General features: G+C 49.8%; 15 protein-coding genes. 8 read left to right on the top strand and 7 right to left on the bottom strand.

Annotated features, from left to right (window positions below; genetic code table 11):
• Nucleotides 1-6: 6 nt before the first annotated feature.
• Nucleotides 7-897, bottom strand: a complete 891-nt coding sequence (locus tag MKY96_RS25045; RefSeq protein WP_340944214.1) for a GIY-YIG nuclease family protein — start codon at nucleotides 895-897, stop codon at nucleotides 7-9.
• A 181-nt stretch (nucleotides 898-1,078) separates the two neighbouring features.
• Entirely contained in the window at nucleotides 1,079-1,330 is a 252-nt protein-coding gene (locus tag MKY96_RS25040; protein ID WP_340944211.1) for a helix-turn-helix domain-containing protein, read from the bottom strand.
• 152 nt (nucleotides 1,331-1,482) lie between these two features.
• On the opposite strand from MKY96_RS25040, the gene MKY96_RS25035 reads away from it, so the two are divergent.
• The 7 genes from MKY96_RS25035 to MKY96_RS25005 all read left to right on the top strand — a co-directional run bounded on the left by MKY96_RS25035 (nucleotide 1,483) and on the right by MKY96_RS25005 (nucleotide 9,266).
• Nucleotides 1,483-1,980, top strand: coding sequence for a hypothetical protein (locus tag MKY96_RS25035; RefSeq protein ID WP_340944209.1), 498 nt, complete (start codon nucleotides 1,483-1,485; stop codon nucleotides 1,978-1,980).
• A 140-nt stretch (nucleotides 1,981-2,120) separates the two neighbouring features.
• Nucleotides 2,121-2,807, top strand: a complete 687-nt coding sequence (locus MKY96_RS25030) for a nuclease-related domain-containing protein (RefSeq protein WP_340944207.1) — start codon at nucleotides 2,121-2,123, stop codon at nucleotides 2,805-2,807.
• Between the two features lie 5 nt (nucleotides 2,808-2,812).
• Nucleotides 2,813-3,136 carry a nucleoside triphosphate pyrophosphohydrolase gene (locus tag MKY96_RS25025; RefSeq protein WP_340944206.1) on the top strand — a complete coding sequence of 108 codons (324 nt, stop codon included), beginning with the start codon at nucleotides 2,813-2,815 and terminating at the stop codon, nucleotides 3,134-3,136.
• A gap of 42 nt (nucleotides 3,137-3,178) precedes the next feature.
• The gene (locus MKY96_RS25020) at nucleotides 3,179-5,431 is read left to right on the top strand and encodes an MrcB family domain-containing protein (protein ID WP_340944204.1); all 2,253 of its coding nucleotides are present in this window, start codon (nucleotides 3,179-3,181) and stop codon (nucleotides 5,429-5,431) included.
• Entirely contained in the window at nucleotides 5,403-7,817 is a 2,415-nt protein-coding gene (locus MKY96_RS25015) for a restriction endonuclease-like protein (RefSeq protein ID WP_340944201.1), read from the top strand. The genes MKY96_RS25020 and MKY96_RS25015 overlap by 29 nt, the downstream gene beginning before the upstream one ends.
• Nucleotides 7,818-7,871: 54 nt before the next feature.
• Nucleotides 7,872-8,669 (top strand): DUF6602 domain-containing protein, encoded by a 798-nt coding sequence (locus tag MKY96_RS25010; RefSeq protein WP_340944199.1) that lies wholly within the window; start codon nucleotides 7,872-7,874, stop codon nucleotides 8,667-8,669.
• Nucleotides 8,670-8,735: 66 nt separating this feature from the next.
• A complete protein-coding gene (locus MKY96_RS25005; protein ID WP_340944197.1) occupies nucleotides 8,736-9,266 on the top strand; it encodes an NADAR family protein in 531 nt (176 codons plus the stop codon).
• Nucleotides 9,267-9,473: 207 nt separating this feature from the next.
• On the opposite strand, the gene MKY96_RS25000 is transcribed toward MKY96_RS25005, so the two are convergent.
• On the bottom strand, nucleotides 9,474-9,524 hold the full coding sequence (locus tag MKY96_RS25000; RefSeq protein ID WP_229521449.1) for a hypothetical protein: 51 nt from the start codon (nucleotides 9,522-9,524) through the stop codon (nucleotides 9,474-9,476).
• Between the two features lie 1,023 nt (nucleotides 9,525-10,547).
• Between MKY96_RS25000 and MKY96_RS24995 the strand changes: the two genes are divergently transcribed.
• Nucleotides 10,548-11,651: a slipin family protein gene (locus MKY96_RS24995; protein WP_340944195.1), complete on the top strand. Its 1,104-nt coding sequence runs from the start codon at nucleotides 10,548-10,550 to the stop codon at nucleotides 11,649-11,651.
• 64 nt (nucleotides 11,652-11,715) lie between these two features.
• Here MKY96_RS24995 and MKY96_RS24990 read toward each other — a convergent pair whose 3' ends face one another.
• The 4 genes from MKY96_RS24990 to MKY96_RS24975 form a co-directional block, all read right to left on the bottom strand.
• Nucleotides 11,716-13,473: a hypothetical protein gene (locus tag MKY96_RS24990; RefSeq protein ID WP_340944193.1), complete on the bottom strand. Its 1,758-nt coding sequence runs from the start codon at nucleotides 13,471-13,473 to the stop codon at nucleotides 11,716-11,718.
• A gap of 57 nt (nucleotides 13,474-13,530) precedes the next feature.
• Nucleotides 13,531-14,421, bottom strand: coding sequence for a carbohydrate ABC transporter permease (locus MKY96_RS24985; protein ID WP_340944191.1), 891 nt, complete (start codon nucleotides 14,419-14,421; stop codon nucleotides 13,531-13,533).
• 11 nt (nucleotides 14,422-14,432) lie between these two features.
• Nucleotides 14,433-15,395, bottom strand: a complete 963-nt coding sequence (locus tag MKY96_RS24980; RefSeq protein ID WP_340944189.1) for an ABC transporter permease — start codon at nucleotides 15,393-15,395, stop codon at nucleotides 14,433-14,435.
• A gap of 192 nt (nucleotides 15,396-15,587) precedes the next feature.
• A complete protein-coding gene (locus MKY96_RS24975; RefSeq protein ID WP_340944187.1) occupies nucleotides 15,588-17,153 on the bottom strand; it encodes a response regulator in 1,566 nt (521 codons plus the stop codon).
• Between the last annotated feature and the right edge of the window lie 4 nt (nucleotides 17,154-17,157).

The raw sequence follows: 17,157 nt of genomic DNA, 5'->3' as shown, positions 1-17,157 counted from the left end.
TTTTGTCTATGTTGCAGCATCAAATCGTTGTTGCTGATTTTGTTTATAAGTCCTGTTTTTAGCGTCAATCCACTCAAGTGGCCCTGATGCTTGTCGTCCTAAAACAACTGAAGTGGCTGCACTTATACTAGAAAAAACTGCATTTTCATTGAATTTGTATAACTCTCCATCATCTACTAAAATGCCTGTTTGTATTAATTTATTTCGAAGCTTGGTCCAGCTTTCTGATAGGGAACTAACTACTTGTTTAACACTTTGAGATCCTGCTAACACTACATATCCTTTGTCTGTTTCAACTAATGTGGCTGCGGCTTTTTTACTTTTTAAAGTGTAATAATCTTGTTTCAAAAGTAAGTCTCTATCAGAATTAATACTTTTAGATTGCTGAATAGTCGATGGAACTAAAAACATAAACGTCATAACTGGAAGAATTAACTTTATTTGATCCAAAAAATACTCCATATCGGAAATATCAGCTTCTGGAAGTGTTGAAAGTTCTGGTTGTACTGTATTGTCGATTTCTGCATTCTTTGCATTTTTTGCTAGTTGAATAATTTGAGATTCTAAATATTTAATATGCGACTTTGTGAGCATCTCATCCTTACTTATAAATGCAATGATTTCAATGAAATCTTTATCTGAATCGGCCAAATGCTTCTTCAATCTTTTTCTTAAATTTTCGGCCTCACCTATATAAATACGTTCGTTGAAATTTTCGTTATTAGGTAGAGATTTTAGTATATAGACTCCAGGTCTATCAAATTCCGATCTGGTAAGTATTTTAGGTAAGGAAGAACGCTGCGAATAAACTGCCTTCCCTGACCAATTACCGATCTCAATCGTTCTAGGCCCAGTTTCAGAACCGTCAACTAGAAAAATAGTTAGTTTTTTGCCCATAACTCCTCCATAGAATAGAATGTTAACATTGATTACTTTAAGCCAAAGCTTTATTTTGAGCTTTGTTGTTACAAGGGAATATGTTTTAAGTTAAAAATAAAAGGATGTTTGTTTGCTGCACTTAATACATAATGAGATACGGAAATTTTTTTGTTAGTCTAAATTTACTATATATTCTAAGTCACTTAATCTTTCCCTCCAACAACTCCCCAACCGAAACCTCCAACGCCTTCGCAACAGCCACCACCTCATAATCCTGAACAAGTCTATGCTGGCCCTCCAATCTCGATAAACTGGTCGGGCTGATATCTAATCCAAAGGTTTGTAACCGGGCAAGAAAATCCTTCTGCTTCATTTTCTTAGCTTTGCGAATTGCTACGACTCGGCTCCCGATGATGTTTTTGTCACCTGGGGGCTCTTTGCGATGTCTCATTTCTGTGTCACCTCACAATATTAACCAAATTGTATGCGAGGCAGGAGTTGTTTTAATGCGGATATCGAATTAAAATAAAATAAACCGATAAACGCATTAAAATGTCTATGCATCGTCTACTACAATAGCTTTGCCAGAAAGGTGAGGGTGCAATGCAGAATCTAATTCACAAGTATGAGGAGGAGAAGCAAAGGCTGAATGAACTCGGGCAGAGATTACTGGAAGAAGGGGTTCCGTTAAGCACTAATGAAGCGCTTCAGGCTCAGAGCCGTAGGGTGGATGAACTTATTAATCAGATGTACCAAGAAAGGAACGGATATTCGGAGGCTTTGCGTTTAAACTTCTGTCCAGGAGGAGATGTGGTGAATTTTCCGGCATGGTTTATACAAACAATTCAGGGTCGACTAAATGAGGTGACTGCACAAATAGAATATGAATCCGAGCCTAGACAAGCTTTTGAAGAGGAAAGTGAGGCATTTCAGGCGTTGTTCGATTCCTTAGATATCGCACGTATGCCGAAATTTGAGGATTGGGAGAATAAACTCCTGGTAAAGCAATCCGTTATTTATGAACGCTTATATCTACAAGGACTTAAAGATGGAATGCAGCTTGCACATTCCTTTAATGCTCCTTCTGCTCTCTCGGAATAGCACAATAGACAACATAAGCATATTCACGTTTGGGCTGTTCATGCGACAGTCCTTTTCTTATGCCCTTTTTGGGAGGGAATCCTTCCCATATTGTCGAATTATCATACATATTGTAAATCTAGAGGATATGGGGTTGGGTTATGTTTGAAGCACTTAAGAAACTCTTCCAAAAGTCAGACCCTAAGCCACAACGGGCTGTACATAAGGCACATGCTCCAAAAGCTAAGCCCAAGGTTGCTTCCACCCGAATCGGTGAACTAGGCGAGCATAAAATTAACATTCAGCTTGACCAGCTACCTAAGGACTGCAAATTCTTAAGTGATCTGTTGCTTCCTAATCCTAAGTCTAGAACAGGTTACGCCCAGATTGATCATGTTGTAATCTCCCCGTGTTGTCTATTTGTAATCGAGACGAAAAACTACAATGGAGAAATTAAAGGTGGGCGGGCGGATCAGCAATGGTCAGTGAGTAACCGGTACAAGATGTATAATCCGTTGAAGCAGAATTATGGGCATATCAAGGCCATTGAGAGTCTGCTGAAAGATGTAGCTATAGTAAAATACATCTCTATGATTTCATTCACGATGAGATGTAGGTTCAGTATTGATCCGGAGCTGCGGAAGATTCACTCAGATGAACTGGTTGTCTATGATGTGGAATTAAGTGAGTTTATCTCCAGGAAGCTGATCAGCTTGAAAACGGAAACCTCTGAGCCCCCCATTTCCGCGGCGCAGATCCAAACCATATATGATCATCTGGTTCATGCCAACATCACCGATGCCGAGATACGCAAGCTTCATATAGATAAAATCAAGAAACGGAGCTGATTGGAATGCCAATTTACAACAAGCTTGTTCGTGACAAAATCCCTGAGATTATCCAAAGCACGGGTAAGGACTCTAATTGCATAACTTTAGAGTATGAATCCTATGTTTCTGAACTGAAGAAGAAGCTTCTTGAAGAGGTAGAAGAGTATAACCAAGCCGCTGGTGATGCAGAAGCGGTGGAAGAGTTGGCCGATATCCTTGAGGTGGTCCATGCTCTTGCTCAATTACATAAGATCCTGCCAGAGGATCTAGAGAAGGTTCGTGCAAAGAAGGCTGAGGAACGTGGAGCCTTTAGAGATCGGACTTTTCTAATTGAAGTGACGGAATAGTCAAATTCGCTTGAAATCAAATGTGCCTATTGGGGGATCAACATGACATTACCAGAATCCATTGGTCAAATTTTCAGGAAAAAACAAAAATCATATAAGATGGTCCTTATCTTATCCTTAATTGAAGAGTTGAAAAGTACTAATCAGGAGAGAGCGGCCTTTGATAAGGTGAAGGAGCGATTTCTTGGTTATTATATACAGCAACAAGACAATGGGCAGAGAGTAGATGAGACACCATCTCGCTATCCCGCCCGGTGGAGGGAACTAACAAAGGGCCAACTTAATACTATTTTGACGACGCCTGTTAAGGTGCTTTCAGAAATGTTATCGGTTGATCCTGAAGATAATTCAATTGGGTTCAAACCAGAGGTGAAGCGTCAACTCGGAGAGGCTGGACTAAGCCAACTTGAGAATTTGGCACAAGAGGAGCTGCATGAGTACAATTCGGCAATGCAACAGTTCTCTCTGAAAAAACACCTGGAGAATATTATGGAGCATTATGTTCAGGCCAAAAGAGAGCCTTTTAAAGATCATTCCTTAGGCACCCTATTACGCAGGACGATTCCATCTGAGCTAAGAGCGTTGCCTTTCCTGAATGAGGAATACTATAAGATTCAAGGCTCTATTGGTCAGGGAAAGTGGGCGGATGTACCTTGGTTCTCCATACTAGATAAACGAATTACTAGTACCACGCAGAGTGGTGAGTATGTCGTCTATCTTTTTGCGGAAGATATGAGTGCGGTGTATCTATCATTTGCTCAAGGAGTAACAATTACACCGAAGGAGAAGGGTAGCAACGATAAGTATACCTACCTACGCAATAAAACCCAAGAAATTCGTAAGCTTATTCCTCTCACAAATATGAATAAGGACGAGAATATTCAGCTTCTGGGCCATGGCCGAGGGAAGGATTATCAGGCATCTACGGTTGCATACATAAAGTATGAACGTGGTAAAGTGCCTTCAGATGAGACATTGATACAGGATCTACAGAACGTAGTGGAAGATTATCGCATCTACGTTGAAGAGCACGTACTTAACGAAACGGCAAGCACTCTGGAGGTAGAGTCAGTGACAGAGTATATCGAATCCGTACTTGAGCCGATTGAAGACGCCGAAGTCCCATCCATCCTCCACCACATCCAATCCCACATCCGCCGCCAGGGCTTCTTTTTCCCGGAGCATCTGATTGAGAATTTCTACCTGTCGCTGAAGGCGAAGCCGCTGGTGATTCTGGCGGGAATCTCGGGGACGGGGAAGACGAGGCTGGTGAAGCTGTTCGCGGAGGCGCTGGGGGCGACAAGGGATAATGGGCAGTTCAGGCTGATTCCGGTGCGGCCGGATTGGAGTGATCCTGCGGATCTGCTGGGGTATAAGGATCTGTCGGGCAGGTTCCAGCCGGGGCCGATGATGCAGGTGTTCGTGGAGGCGCGGCAGCCGGAGAACCGGCATCAGCCGTATTTTATCTGCTTGGATGAGATGAACTTGGCCCGGGTGGAGCATTATTTCAGTGATCTGTTAAGTGTGCTGGAGACGCAGGAGTGGCGGGAGGGGGAGATCCAGACCCAGGCGCTGATCTCTCCGGCTACGCTGGGGAACCCTGAGGATGAGCGGACCTACGGCGGCCTGGGCATCCCGGAGAATGTGTTCCTGATCGGGACGGTGAATATGGACGAGACCACCCACCCTTTTAGCAAAAAAGTCCTCGACCGCGCCAGCACCCTGGAGTTCAATTACATCAATCTGCAGCAGTATCCGCAAGAGGCGGTTCAGGCTGGAGACGTTCCCGCTGAGCTTGCGGAGCTGAATCATCTGTTCGTCCGTTCGGATTATCTGAAGCTGGCAGATGCCTACGATAATTATCAGGAGCTCGTGGTGCGGACGACCGGGAGACTGGTGAAGATCAACGCGCTGCTGGAGGATATTCATGCTCATGTGGGGTTCCGGGTGCGGGATGCGGTTTGCTTTTATATGATCTATAACGAGCGATATGGGCTGATGGATGAGGAAGAGGCGTTCGACTGGCAGCTGCTGCAAAAGATTCTCCCGCGCATTCAAGGCAGTCATTCCTCGGTGCGCCGGGTCCTGCTGAGCCTGATCAAGGAGGCCACTGGCCAGGGGACGAGCTTAACGTTCAATATGGAATCGCTCATGGAGGATGCATCGCCTCTCTATCTGGCCTGGGCTGGCGGGAAAACTCCGCTAGGGCTGAAGCATCCGCAGAGCGCCCGCAAATTGGCGTACATGCTGAGGAGGCTGGAGGAAGATGGATTCACCTCATACTGGCTCTCGTGACCAGGCGGTAGAATTGCTGCGGGTGGAGACGGAGCTGTTCACGCTGTATCTCCTGGGAAAGCCCTATCATCCTACGGTGGAGACGTTGCAATTACATCGTTCCTCAGAGCAGGAGTGGGTGGAGGCCACGCTTGGCATCACTTGCTCGGAGCGGCTGGGTGAGGTGCAGATTAAGGTGTTCTCGCCGGAAACGTATGGGCTGGTGGAGTGGGTGCCGGGGGAGACGGCTTTTCCTTGCTTTTATGAGACGCAGTCTTACGAGCTGGTGGTTCAGCATAAGCAGGTGGAGAGTCTTACGTTCTATCATGAGAATGTGCTGCTCCGGCAGGCGGTGAAGCCGCTGGGGGACTCGATTCTGGCGGGTGTGCTGAACTTCAGGAATGAGGTCGGGCTGACGGAATGGGAGCTTCGGGTAGCGGGGAGGATGCTGCTGCGGGTGGAGATGGAGATTTTCCCCTCGAAAATGGATTACAAGCTGGACTACCAGAATATTCTGCATGAGGTGAACGCGCAGATCTATAATCTGGCCTTCGACTTCCTGCGCCGGACCTACCAGCTCACCGGGCTGCGGGAGACCCCGCATCAGAGCCTGACGGAATTCTTCACGATCCTCCAGCACATCTTAAGGCAACTGCTGGATGCGGTTGAGCGGATCAACAAGAACCCTCACTATGCGCTGCTCCAGGAACGAAGGCTAATGGATGCGGGCCGGGTCAAGCAAGCTGGAAAAGAGAACATTCGCGAGCTCGCCAAGCACCCTGAACGGTTAAGGGAGGATGCGAAGCACGGGTTCCTGACGATCGGTAACCGCAGCTACACGGCCACTCACTTGATGGAGACGCGCAGGCGCCTCGCCTATGATACGAATGAGAACCGCTTCGTCCGCTGGATGCTGGAACGGGTTCGCGGGAAGCTGAAGGAGCTTAAGCTCCGCTGGAGAGAGAACAACCGAACCTCAGACCCCTTGCTGATGGCAAGGGTGGATTCTATGCTGAAGCAGATGGACCGGGTGCTGCAGATGGATTTTGTGCGTGAGGCGGGTGTGATGAAGCAGATGTCCGTTACATTGGTGCTGCAGATGGCTCCCGGGTACCGTGAGGTCTACCGCTTCTATCTCATGCTGCTCAAAGGCCTGTCGATCCAAAGCGATCTCCTCCGGCTATCCATGAAGGATGTCGCGCAGCTCTATGAATATTGGTGCTTCCTGAAGCTGAATCAGCTGTTGGGGCAGAAGTATAAGCTGGTGAAGCAGAATATCATCCGGGTGAACCGGAGCGGGATCTTCGTCACGCTGGACCGTTCGCAGAGCGCCCAGATGGTCTATGAGAACCCGGTGAACGGGGAGCAATTCATCCTCTATTACAACTCGATTCCGGGCACGGATCAGACGCCGACACTGAGCCAGCGGCCGGATAATGTGCTCACCTTGAAGAAGAAGGATGCGGGTCAGGAGAAGGAGTATAAGTATGTTTTTGACGCTAAATACCGCTTGAATCCTGCCTATCCAGGCACTCCCTATGAGAAAAGGTACAAGCAGCCCGGGCCGGAGGAGGACGACATCAATACGATGCACCGCTACCGGGATGCGATTGTGTATCAGGAGAAGAGCTCCGGGGAGTATGAGCGCAGCATGTTCGGGGCGTATGTGTTATTCCCTTATCCGGACGAAGAGCGGTTCAAGAGCCACCCGTTCTACCGGAGCATTGAGCTGCTCAACATCGGCGCTTTTCCGTTCCTGCCGAATGCCACCGGTCTGGTGGAGCAATTCCTGGAGGAGATCATCCGTGACAGCCCGGAAAAGGCCTACGAACGCTCCACACGCCCGCGCGGCACGAAGGAGTATTATGCCGATAAGCTGGCGGGCAAGAATGTGCTGGTCGGATCGGTGCGGGGGCCGGAGCAGGTGGGGGTGGCGTTGCGGAACGCTTTTTATCATATGCCGCTTGAGAATCTTGCCAGCCAGAAGCTGCTGACTCAGATCGAATATATCGCGATGTGCCAATCCCGTAAGAAGTTCATTGATCCGGCCAAAACAGGGATTCACTGGGTAGGCAAGGTAGCAGATTGGAAGGTGCTGCGGCGTAAGGAGATTACCGAGGTTCCTTGCCGGCTGGGTACGGAAGAGGACTTGTATGTCCGGTTCACCATTGAAGAGTGGAAGAGGTTAGCTGATCCTATCGCGCTGGGCGGACAAGGGATTTATACCGTGCTCCATACCAGCAAATACATTCTCGACCGGGCCTTGGAGCTTGCCGAGCTTCGGCTGGAGACGGAGGAAGCGCTGCGGGAATGGCGGGAGAAGCGCCGCAGGGGCCGGGTGAAGGTCCGGCTGGATCATGAGGAGTATGTGGATTTGGGTCGGGTGGTGGAGGTACGGAATATATGAAGAAGAGAGTAAGCATAAAGAGGAATAGAACAATGCTGATGACAGAGGTGAAGTATGCCTGTTGAGAGAAGCTTGCCGAGTTATTATCAGAGCTTTAGCAAGGAATTAGATGTTGCAAAAAACCGGGTGAGAGACATCATCGGAAATGCTCATTGGATATCTGACGGGACACATAAAGAGGCTATTTTGCAGGATGTATTAAAGAGATTTATTCCTCAGAAGTATTCGATTTCAAGTGGATTTATACTCTCTAACGATGGGAAATCCTGTAGTAAGCAACTGGACATTATCATTTATGATCAAGCCTCTCCATTGCTTTTTAATGGGCCTAACTTTGTCATTATTCCAGATCAATATGTTAGAGCCGTAATAGAAGTGAAAACCAGCTTAAGTGTGGGGACGAAATTGACAGATGCTCTAGAGAATCTCTATACCGTACAATCAATAATGGAGCGGGCTTCTGACAACGTTTATTTTGGCATATTCTCATATGGCTATCAGGATTATCGAGACATTGGACCAGCGCTTGTCGCACAACGGTTATTTACGAGAATCCAAGAATTCTACCGGGATAAAAGACAACGTTATGATGGGACGGATCTGCAATTTTTGCAGACGAGAACTTTAACGTCTTTATGTATGAATGGGCAGCTTTATGGCCTACATTGGAATAATACAGCTCATAGTAAGCCTGAATTTGGATTATATGATACTGGAGAACAGTCCTTTAATTATTTTGTGTCCAATCTATTAAGTACATTAGATAATGATGCAATTACACTTTCAAAACCGTTATGGTTTCCTCAGTCTAAGGAGTCTAGTGTGCTTCTTAAGGAGAGGATTGGGTTTTAATTATATGAGATCAAAGTTATGAAATAGTTAAGTCCATACTACCAACACAAGGAGGCCAGACCTGCCATGGACACCCCGGAACACATTCAAAGGCTGCACGATGAACATCGAAAGGAATGGTTATCGGCTAAGCCAGAGGCGCGTATAATACGTTTCTATGAGACGGATAAGCCTTATGGTTGTTTTTCTAATTTTGCGAAGTATCCGATTCTGTTAAAAGGCAAAGAGTGGGCGACATCGGAGCATTATTTCCAAGCGCAGAAGTTCGCGGGAACAGAACATGAAGAGGAAATTCGGCTTGCCAGTACGCCGATGATAGCCGCCAGGATGGGGAGGGAACGGAATCGGCCGCTGCGCCCGGATTGGGAGGAGTGCAAGGTTGAGGTAATGCGGGAAGCCTTGGTCGCCAAAGTCGAGCAGCATGCTGTGATAAAGTCGATCTTGCTATCTACAGGGGATTGCATACTTGTTGAGCACACTGCGAATGATGCCTACTGGGGAGACGGCGGGGACGGTCAGGGCGGTAATATGCTGGGGAAGCTGCTGATGGAGATTCGGGACGGCCTGGAGAGCGAAGCAGTCACCGGAAGCTCTTAAGGAGTACGATGGGTACTTCAATAGATAACTTCATACATTTTCTTACTTTATGAACTGATTTGTGGTATAGTAAAGGCAGAAAAAACGTAGAATACAAAGAGAGCCGTGCTGCTAACACGACTCTCGGAGCAATAGCCGCTTTTAAGGGCGGTGGCTTCAAAAGGTAAACCAGTCAAGAAATAGACCGAATCCTTTGGACAGGGCGGTCTATTTCTTTTTGAGGTAATTTAGCAGCGCGATAATGAACATGCCAAACATGAACATCAGGGACAATGCTTGATAAACCTCCATTGGCGTCACCTCCCTTCCGGGAGATTAGCCGACCGCCCATATAAGCCTTTCTATTGCTCTTGCGATTATACCACGGATGGAAAATTTTGAATATACGAACAGCGCAGTCTCAACCAATGGAGCCCGCCGGAAGAGTGGGCTCAGGCTAATGAGAAATTTTGAGAGAGCGGTGCAATAGGCAGAAGAAAGTATAATGAATAAAGAGAGCCGTGCGCTAAAACGACTCTCGGAGCAGTATCCACTTTTAAGGGCGGTGGCTTCAAAGAGGTAAGGCAGTTAAAGAATAGACCGCTACCCTTCAGAAGGGCGGTCTATTTTTTGTAGTAATTTTGAATACACAAGCCCAATCCCCTACTCAAGCTCAAAAGCAGGCTCCCCCACCTGCCTTTGGGCTTTTTTTCATGCCTCTAAAAACTCCCCCCTGGAAATTTATTCTCCCCTCGTAATACTTCCGCCATGTTCGTTCCGCCCGATCTAAGCGATGATAGACCCTGTAAGATAACGCCAAGCGCGTTCATCCTACATCCGGTTCTTATCCGAACGGGCGTAACGAGGCGGGGATCTCCGGTGATCCCGCAGTGCCGGCATGTATGTTACGGTATCCTGTACGGTCCGTTGCGGTAAGAGCAAACAAGGGGTTCGATTCCCCGATCGCCTTCACAGCGACGTTGGTTACACTACTCGATTTCCATCGAGCGACTATTGAAGCACAATCAGAGTAAGGAAGCCAATGGACAGAGTCCCTGGCGGCTGGTCTAGCGCTACTGCGGCAGGGCTTTGTAATCCGTGGATACCGTCAGCAGGGAAGCTTGCGGAGACTAGGGGCAAGGACAGAAGGGAACGAAGGCTTACTGAAGTATAGGTTAGCTTCGGACCTCAGGCAGTCCTCCCGGACCTCCCGGCAGACCGCCTGTCTCAAGCGTGATTCCGCCCGGTCCGCAGCGGGATTCTGTCATCCATTGGTCAATCATGAAGGGGGTAATACATACGATGTTGAAGCCAATCACGATTCAAGCGGACCAGCGCGGTCTGCTCTTTCATAAAGGAAGTTATGTCAAGCGGCTGCTGCCGGGAACCTACCGTTATTTCTCATGGTCGCAGCATACGGTGGTGGTACTGGATATTGCCAAGCCTTTTAGCGCTGGCGGGAAGGACCTGCAGCTGTTCTTACAGGATGATGAGCTCCTGCGGGAGCTTGATGTGGTGCGCGTACAGGATCATGAGAACGTGCTGCACTATGAGGATGGTCAATTCATGCAGCTGCTGAAGCCGGGGGTGTATGCGTATTGGAACCTGCTGAGGAAGCATACCTTTGTACACACGGATATCCGTGTGCCGGAGCTGCCCGCCGGAATCGACCGCTCGATCATCGCGCGGCTGACACCGTATGTGCAGAGCTGCGAAATCGCCAGCTACGAGCAGGGATTCCTGTTCTATGATCATACGCTCCAGCGGGAGCTTACGCCGGGGAAGTATTATTTCTGGAAGGGACCGGTCTCGGTGCTGACCAAGAAGGTCGATCTGAGACAGCAGCAGATGGATCTGCTTGGCCAGGAGATGATGACGGAAGATAAGGTGACGCTGCGCCTGAACTTCGTCTGCCAGTACCGGATCGTAAGCCCGCACCGCGTGCTGGAGATGAAGGATTTCGATGAGCAGATCCACATCCAGCTTCAGCTCCTGCTGCGGGAGTATGTGGGGACGCTGAGATTGGACGATCTGCTGAAGCGGAAAGAGGATGTGGCCACCTTCATCCTGGACCGGATCCGGGAGAAGGAGGAAGAGTTCGGGGTGCGCTTCCTAGGGGCGGGGGTGAAGGATGTGATTCTGCCGGGAGACATGAAGGACATCCTCAACACCGTGCTGCTCGCTGAGAAAAAGGCCCAGGCGAACCTGCTGACCCGCCGGGAAGAGACGGCCTCCACACGCAGCCTGCTGAATACGGCGAAGCTGATGGACGAGAATCAGACCCTGTTCCGGCTCAAGGAGCTGGAATTCCTCGAGAAAATATGCGACCGGATCGGTTCCATCTCGGTTACGGGCGGCGGCGATCTGTTGGAGCGGTTAAGCTCACTCATCGGCAGCAATAAGTAGACCACTTAAGATATAAGTAAAAGACGCCCGGGAATGTCTCCCCGCAGCGTCTTTATTTGTTGCCTTATTGATAAGTTCCAGTATACTTCGGCGATACCAGCTTAGTGCCGGTGGCTTCTTTGAGTTCCTGGACGCGAACATTCTTCGCGGCTTCGATATCCTTCAGGCCCAGCTTGTCCAGGGTGGCGAGGGCTTCGGTGTAGACGGATTCGAATTCGGCTTCACTTTTGGCGAAAATGATTTTGGGAACGATTTGTGCCCAGTAGACATTGATCTTCGCTTCAGCATTGGCTTCCTTGGAGCCGGGCTCATAGGCATCGAACAGGTTGCCGGAATCCATAACATCATTGCTGAACATATATTTGGCTGTGCCGGAGAAGAGCTTGTCCATATATTCGGTCTGCTCGGTCTTTTCGGCTTCTTTGACATCCTTCAGCCATACCTCATTGACCATCCACCAGATGGAGTCGAAGCCCCATTTCTTGGAGGCGGCGTTCCAGTCCTTATTGATCGCTTCCTCAATCTCGGCGTTCAGCTTATATTTGCCGTCTGCCGTTACCGTGAAGGTCTCGCCTTCCTTACCGAAGCTGTTGACGGTCTGGCCATGCTCGCTGTACAGATACTCCAGGAACTGAATCGCACGGTCCTGCTGCTTGGATTTTTTGTTAATGAAGGTCAGGGTCCAGCCTTTGTTGAGCGATCTGCCGTATTGCGGCAGCGTGCCTTCCTTGGACTGAATCGCGTCAACGGTTACATATTTCGCTTCCTTATCCGCTTGATAGAGATTGTTGACCGGATCTTTGTAGTCGGCATAGCTGCCGATCTTCATGAAGATCGAGCCCTGCGTCATTTTCTCCGCAATCTGGTTGTGGTCGCTTGTGAAGTTCTCCAGCGATAGCAGATCTTCCGAATACAGCCGGTTGACGAACTTCAGCACGTTCTTGAATTCGCTGGTGCGGCGGACATCTGAATAAGAGCCGTCCTCGGTCTCGCTAACGGCGCCGAAGGAGCCGCTCAGCACGCCCAGAGAGTCGTTGATATATTTATCCTTATCGTCCAGATAGATCGGAATGACATCCATGCCGTTATATTTCACCCCGGCGGCCTTCACCTTCTTCAGCGCTGCAATCAGGGAATCCTCCTGCTGCAGGTCTTCCATAGTAATGCCAAGATCGTTCATGATGTCCTGGCGGACCAGAATCTGGCCATTGGAGCGTTCATTGTAGAACTTCTTCACCCCGGGATACTGATCCAGCATCTCCGGAGATACATAGTAGTTCGGAATGGAGTAGAGATTGCCGTCCGGCTGGGTGTACCAGTCCACCATGGATGGCGGCAGAATGGTCGTCAGGTACGGATCATACTCCTCCATCAGCTTGTTAAGGGGAGCCACCGTGCCGCTGCTCATCAGCGTCTGGATCAGTGAGTTGCTGTTCCAGCGGTCCAGCGTGATAATGTCGGGCAGATTGCCGGTAGCCATCATCACGTTGAATTCGGAGTTCACATCATTCCCGGCGAGTACATAATCTACGCTGACGCCGGTCTCCCCGGTAATAAGCTTGTCTACATAGTTGTTCTGTGCATCCCATTTCTTGGAGTATCCCGGTACGCCTACATACCAGGACAAGGTGGCAGGTGCCGTGTTAGATTTCCAGCCGGGTTCTGAGGATGTCGCTGCATTCGCGCTTGCGCCTTCGCTGCCGGCAGCCGCTGTAGGTGACGGGCTGGCTTCGTTAGTGGCGTTGCCCGCTTTGGAGCAGCCGGTTAATACGAGTGTCAGACTGAGACAGATGGATAATAAGGCCGTTGCTGTTTTCTTCATTTTTTTACCCCCAAGTTATCATCGTAAGCTATATGTTCATCCCACCTTAAGGCGGATTTATCCTTTGACAGAGCCAATGAGCATGCCTTTGATGAAATACTTCTGTACAAAAGGATAGATCAGCACAATCGGGAGCGATGCGGCGACCATGGCGGAAAGTTGCAGGGTCGTTGTCGTGACGGTACTGTGCGATGTGCCGACGTTGCCCGACATATTAGCCAGCAGTAAAGCGGCTTCTGTGCTTTGAACCAATTTCAGGATATAGAGCTGGACCGTCTGCAGATGATCGCCGAACGTATAGATCATGGCGTCATAATAAGCGTTCCAGTGGCCGACGGCCGTGAAGAGTGAGACCGCAGCGATCACGGGCTTGGACAAAGGTAGAATAAACTTGAAGAATATGGTGTATTCCCCCGCGCCGTCGATTTTGGCGGATTCGATCAGTGCTTCCGGCAGCTCGGCGAAATAGGAGCGGAACAGAATCACATTCCAGAAGCTGAACAAGGCCGGAATAATGAACACCAGGAAGTGATTGTACAGCCCCAGCGAGTTGATCAGAATGAAGAACGGAATCATTCCGCCGCTGAGGTACATGCTGCTGAGCCCCAGCATAGAGTAGAATTTCCGGTATTTCAGGTTCCGGCGGGAGAAAGCGTAAGCGAACATAGCTGTAAACACAATATGGGTGAACGTACCGATCACCGTCCGGGCGACTGTAACCCCGAAGGCCCGGATCAGAGCGCTGTCGCTGAACAAAGCGCTGTAGTTGTCCCATGTGAACTGCCGGGTGAACAGGTACACGCCGCCTCTGGCGTAGTCAGCGCCTTCATTGAAGGAGCCGATTACGGAATACCAGAACGGATAGAGCGTAAATACAATCAGAATGAGCATAATCAGAACATTGCATGCATTGAACAGCTGTTCACTCCATGAGCGATCCTTAACCACAAGCGTACCCCCTAGAAGATTCCTCTTTTTGTTATTTTTTTGGCCGTGAGATTGGCGAGATAGAGCAGGATGAGCGCGATGACCGTCTTCATTAAGCCAACAGCCGTAGCGTATTCCATACGGAACTCCCTTAGCCCCACCTTGTAGACATAAGTGTCAATGACCTCACTGTTATCAATATTCAGAGGATTCTGAAGCACGAAGAACTGGTCGAAGCCGCTGTTCAGGATATTACTAATGGAGAATACGAGTAAAATGACAATCGTGCCGGTAATAGACGGCAGTGTAATGTGCCAGATGCGCTGGAAGCGCGTGGCCCCGTCCATGTAGGCCGCTTCATACATTTCTTGATCAATGCCCGCAATGGCGGCGAGATAGAGAATGGCACCCCAGCCCAGCTCCTTCACGAGATTCGTCAGCACGGCAAGCAGCCAGAAGTAGTCCTTTTCCCCAAGGAAATGGATCGGCTCGGAAATGATCCCAAGCTGCAGCAGCACATAGTTAACGACCCCGCTGCTCGGCGACAGAATGTTGATAATCAATCCGCCGAAGATGCTCCAGGAGATGAAGTGGGGCAGATAAGTGACCGTCTGCGTCAGCTTCTTGAAATGCTGGGAGGTCAGCTCGTTGAGCATCAGCGCGAACAGGATGGTCAGGGGGAAGTTGATGAGCAGCCCCAATAGATTGATGCCCAGCGTATTGCGCAGCATATTCCAGAAGTTGATATCGTTCACGAACTCCTTGAAGTTAGCCAAGCCGACCCACTCTGCAGTAAAGATGCCTCTGATCCCTGTGACGATGTTGTATTCCTTGAAGGCAATCAGTACCCCATAGAGCGGAATAAACGTAAAGACGAGAATGAATATAATACCGGGAAGAATCATCGTCTGAAGCGATAGCTGATCCTTGTTCTGGAAGTTTGTACTTGTGCCCGGGGATTTGCGCGCCGCAAGCGTAACCTCTGAATCTGTCATCTGGCAACCTCTTTTCTCTTGTGCTCATCCAATTGTAAGCGGATTAAGAAAGCGATAACAGGATTGGAGGTTATGAAAAGGTATCATTATTCATCCTGATCAGACAAAAAGCCCCTCATTTCGCGTCAGCGAAACGGGGAGCTTGCCGTCATGAGGCAGAGTGGGGCGGAAGAATCACCGCTTAGGTTGAATTCACCGGGATTGCTTCTGGAATTCCTTCGGACTGACCCCGAAATAGCTTTTGAAGACGCGGGAGAAGTTCTTGGGGTTGCTGTAGCCGAGCTGCTCGGATACTGTGTGGATTTTGACATTGAGTCCGCTGAGGGCCTGCCTGGCGTATTCCATCCGCTTCATCGTGACATAATCCTGGAAGTTGACTCCGGTGCTGTCCTTGAACATTTTACTGAAATAGTTATAGCTCATATTACAATAATTGGCGATAAAAGCCATGTTGATGCCGTTCAGCAGCTGCTCCTGCACATAGGTCTTGGCAATCTCCACTACATCACCGGTGTGCACCAGGCTGGCACGGGCTTCGATCATGTGCAGGATGCAGGACTTGAGGTACAGCCGCAGGGCCTCGCTTCGTTCGAAGGTAGAGAAGTCGCGCTTCTGGCCGGGAATCCAGCCGATCGTGTGCAGAATGATATCGTAATTGTGGCGAATGCTGCTTATGCTGCTGCTCTTCAGGGCTTCTTCGTTAAAATAATGCTGGATCAGCGGGAGCACCTGCTCCCGGCGCCCCATATCGATCAGCTCCACCAGCGTTCTCAGATGCTCCGGCTTGATCCGATTGTCTTCCTTGTTCAGTGTGTCCTCGTACAATATAAGGCTCTGCCGGGAGGCGATCAGCTTGTACTGAAGGGTGTCCAGCGCACTCTGATACGCATACGCCAAGCCGCTGGTGCGGCTACCGGACTCAGTAGCACCGGCTGCTTCGGGCTGAACCGCGCCGGGTGCGCAGTGGACCGCAGCACCGACGGCAACCGCGGCGGAGCCATCTGCCAAGAATGGCTGGAGCAGCTTGTGTATGCCGCCAGCATCATACAGCTGATCATTATAGTTGAGCCAGAGGACCAGGTCATTATGGCGGTTATAGAAGGGGAGCAGCGTAAGCTGGGGCTGATCCCAATCGGCGGCCAGAAGGATATGCTCCCAGTTGCCGCTGGCGGAAGGCTCGTGCGGAGCCGGTTGGTTCACGGAGACGATGGCCGCCGCAGTGACAGGATGAGGCAAGCGGCAGCCCAGCTCATCCAGTACGGCCTGGATGGCGTCATGGTCATCCGGGGCAGTGTGCAGAACCTGATTCATGCTGCGGCTGGCTTTCTCCAGCAGGGCCAGCTTGTTCTCGGAATGGCCTTCAAGGTCCTGCTGCTGCTCCTGCTGAAGCTCGTGCACCGTCTTGTTCAGCACCTCGGCAAGGTCGCCCGAATGGACGGGCTTCAGCAGATAGTCGCGCACGCCCAGCTTGAAGCTCTCCTTCACCAGATGGAAATCATCGTATCCGCTGATGACGATGATCTTGTGGCGCTGGTGCCGTTCCTTAAGCGAACGGATCATCTCCAGCCCGCCCATGCCGGGCATATTGAGATCCGTCAGCATGATCGACGGTTCTTCCCGCGCGATCACCTCCAGCGCATCCGCGCCATCGCGCGCAGTCAGCAGCGGGCCGATATGAGGCACCTTCAGGTACTCGATAATATCCTGAAGACCTTCGCGCACGATTTGTTCATCATCTACGATCAACAGCTTGTACATCCCT

It is taken from the genome of Paenibacillus sp. FSL R7-0302 (assembly GCF_038006885.1).
Classification (GTDB): domain Bacteria; phylum Bacillota; class Bacilli; order Paenibacillales; family Paenibacillaceae; genus Paenibacillus_AQ.
Note: the sequence above shows the minus strand (reverse complement) of the source record. Positions and strands in the feature narration are given on the sequence as shown.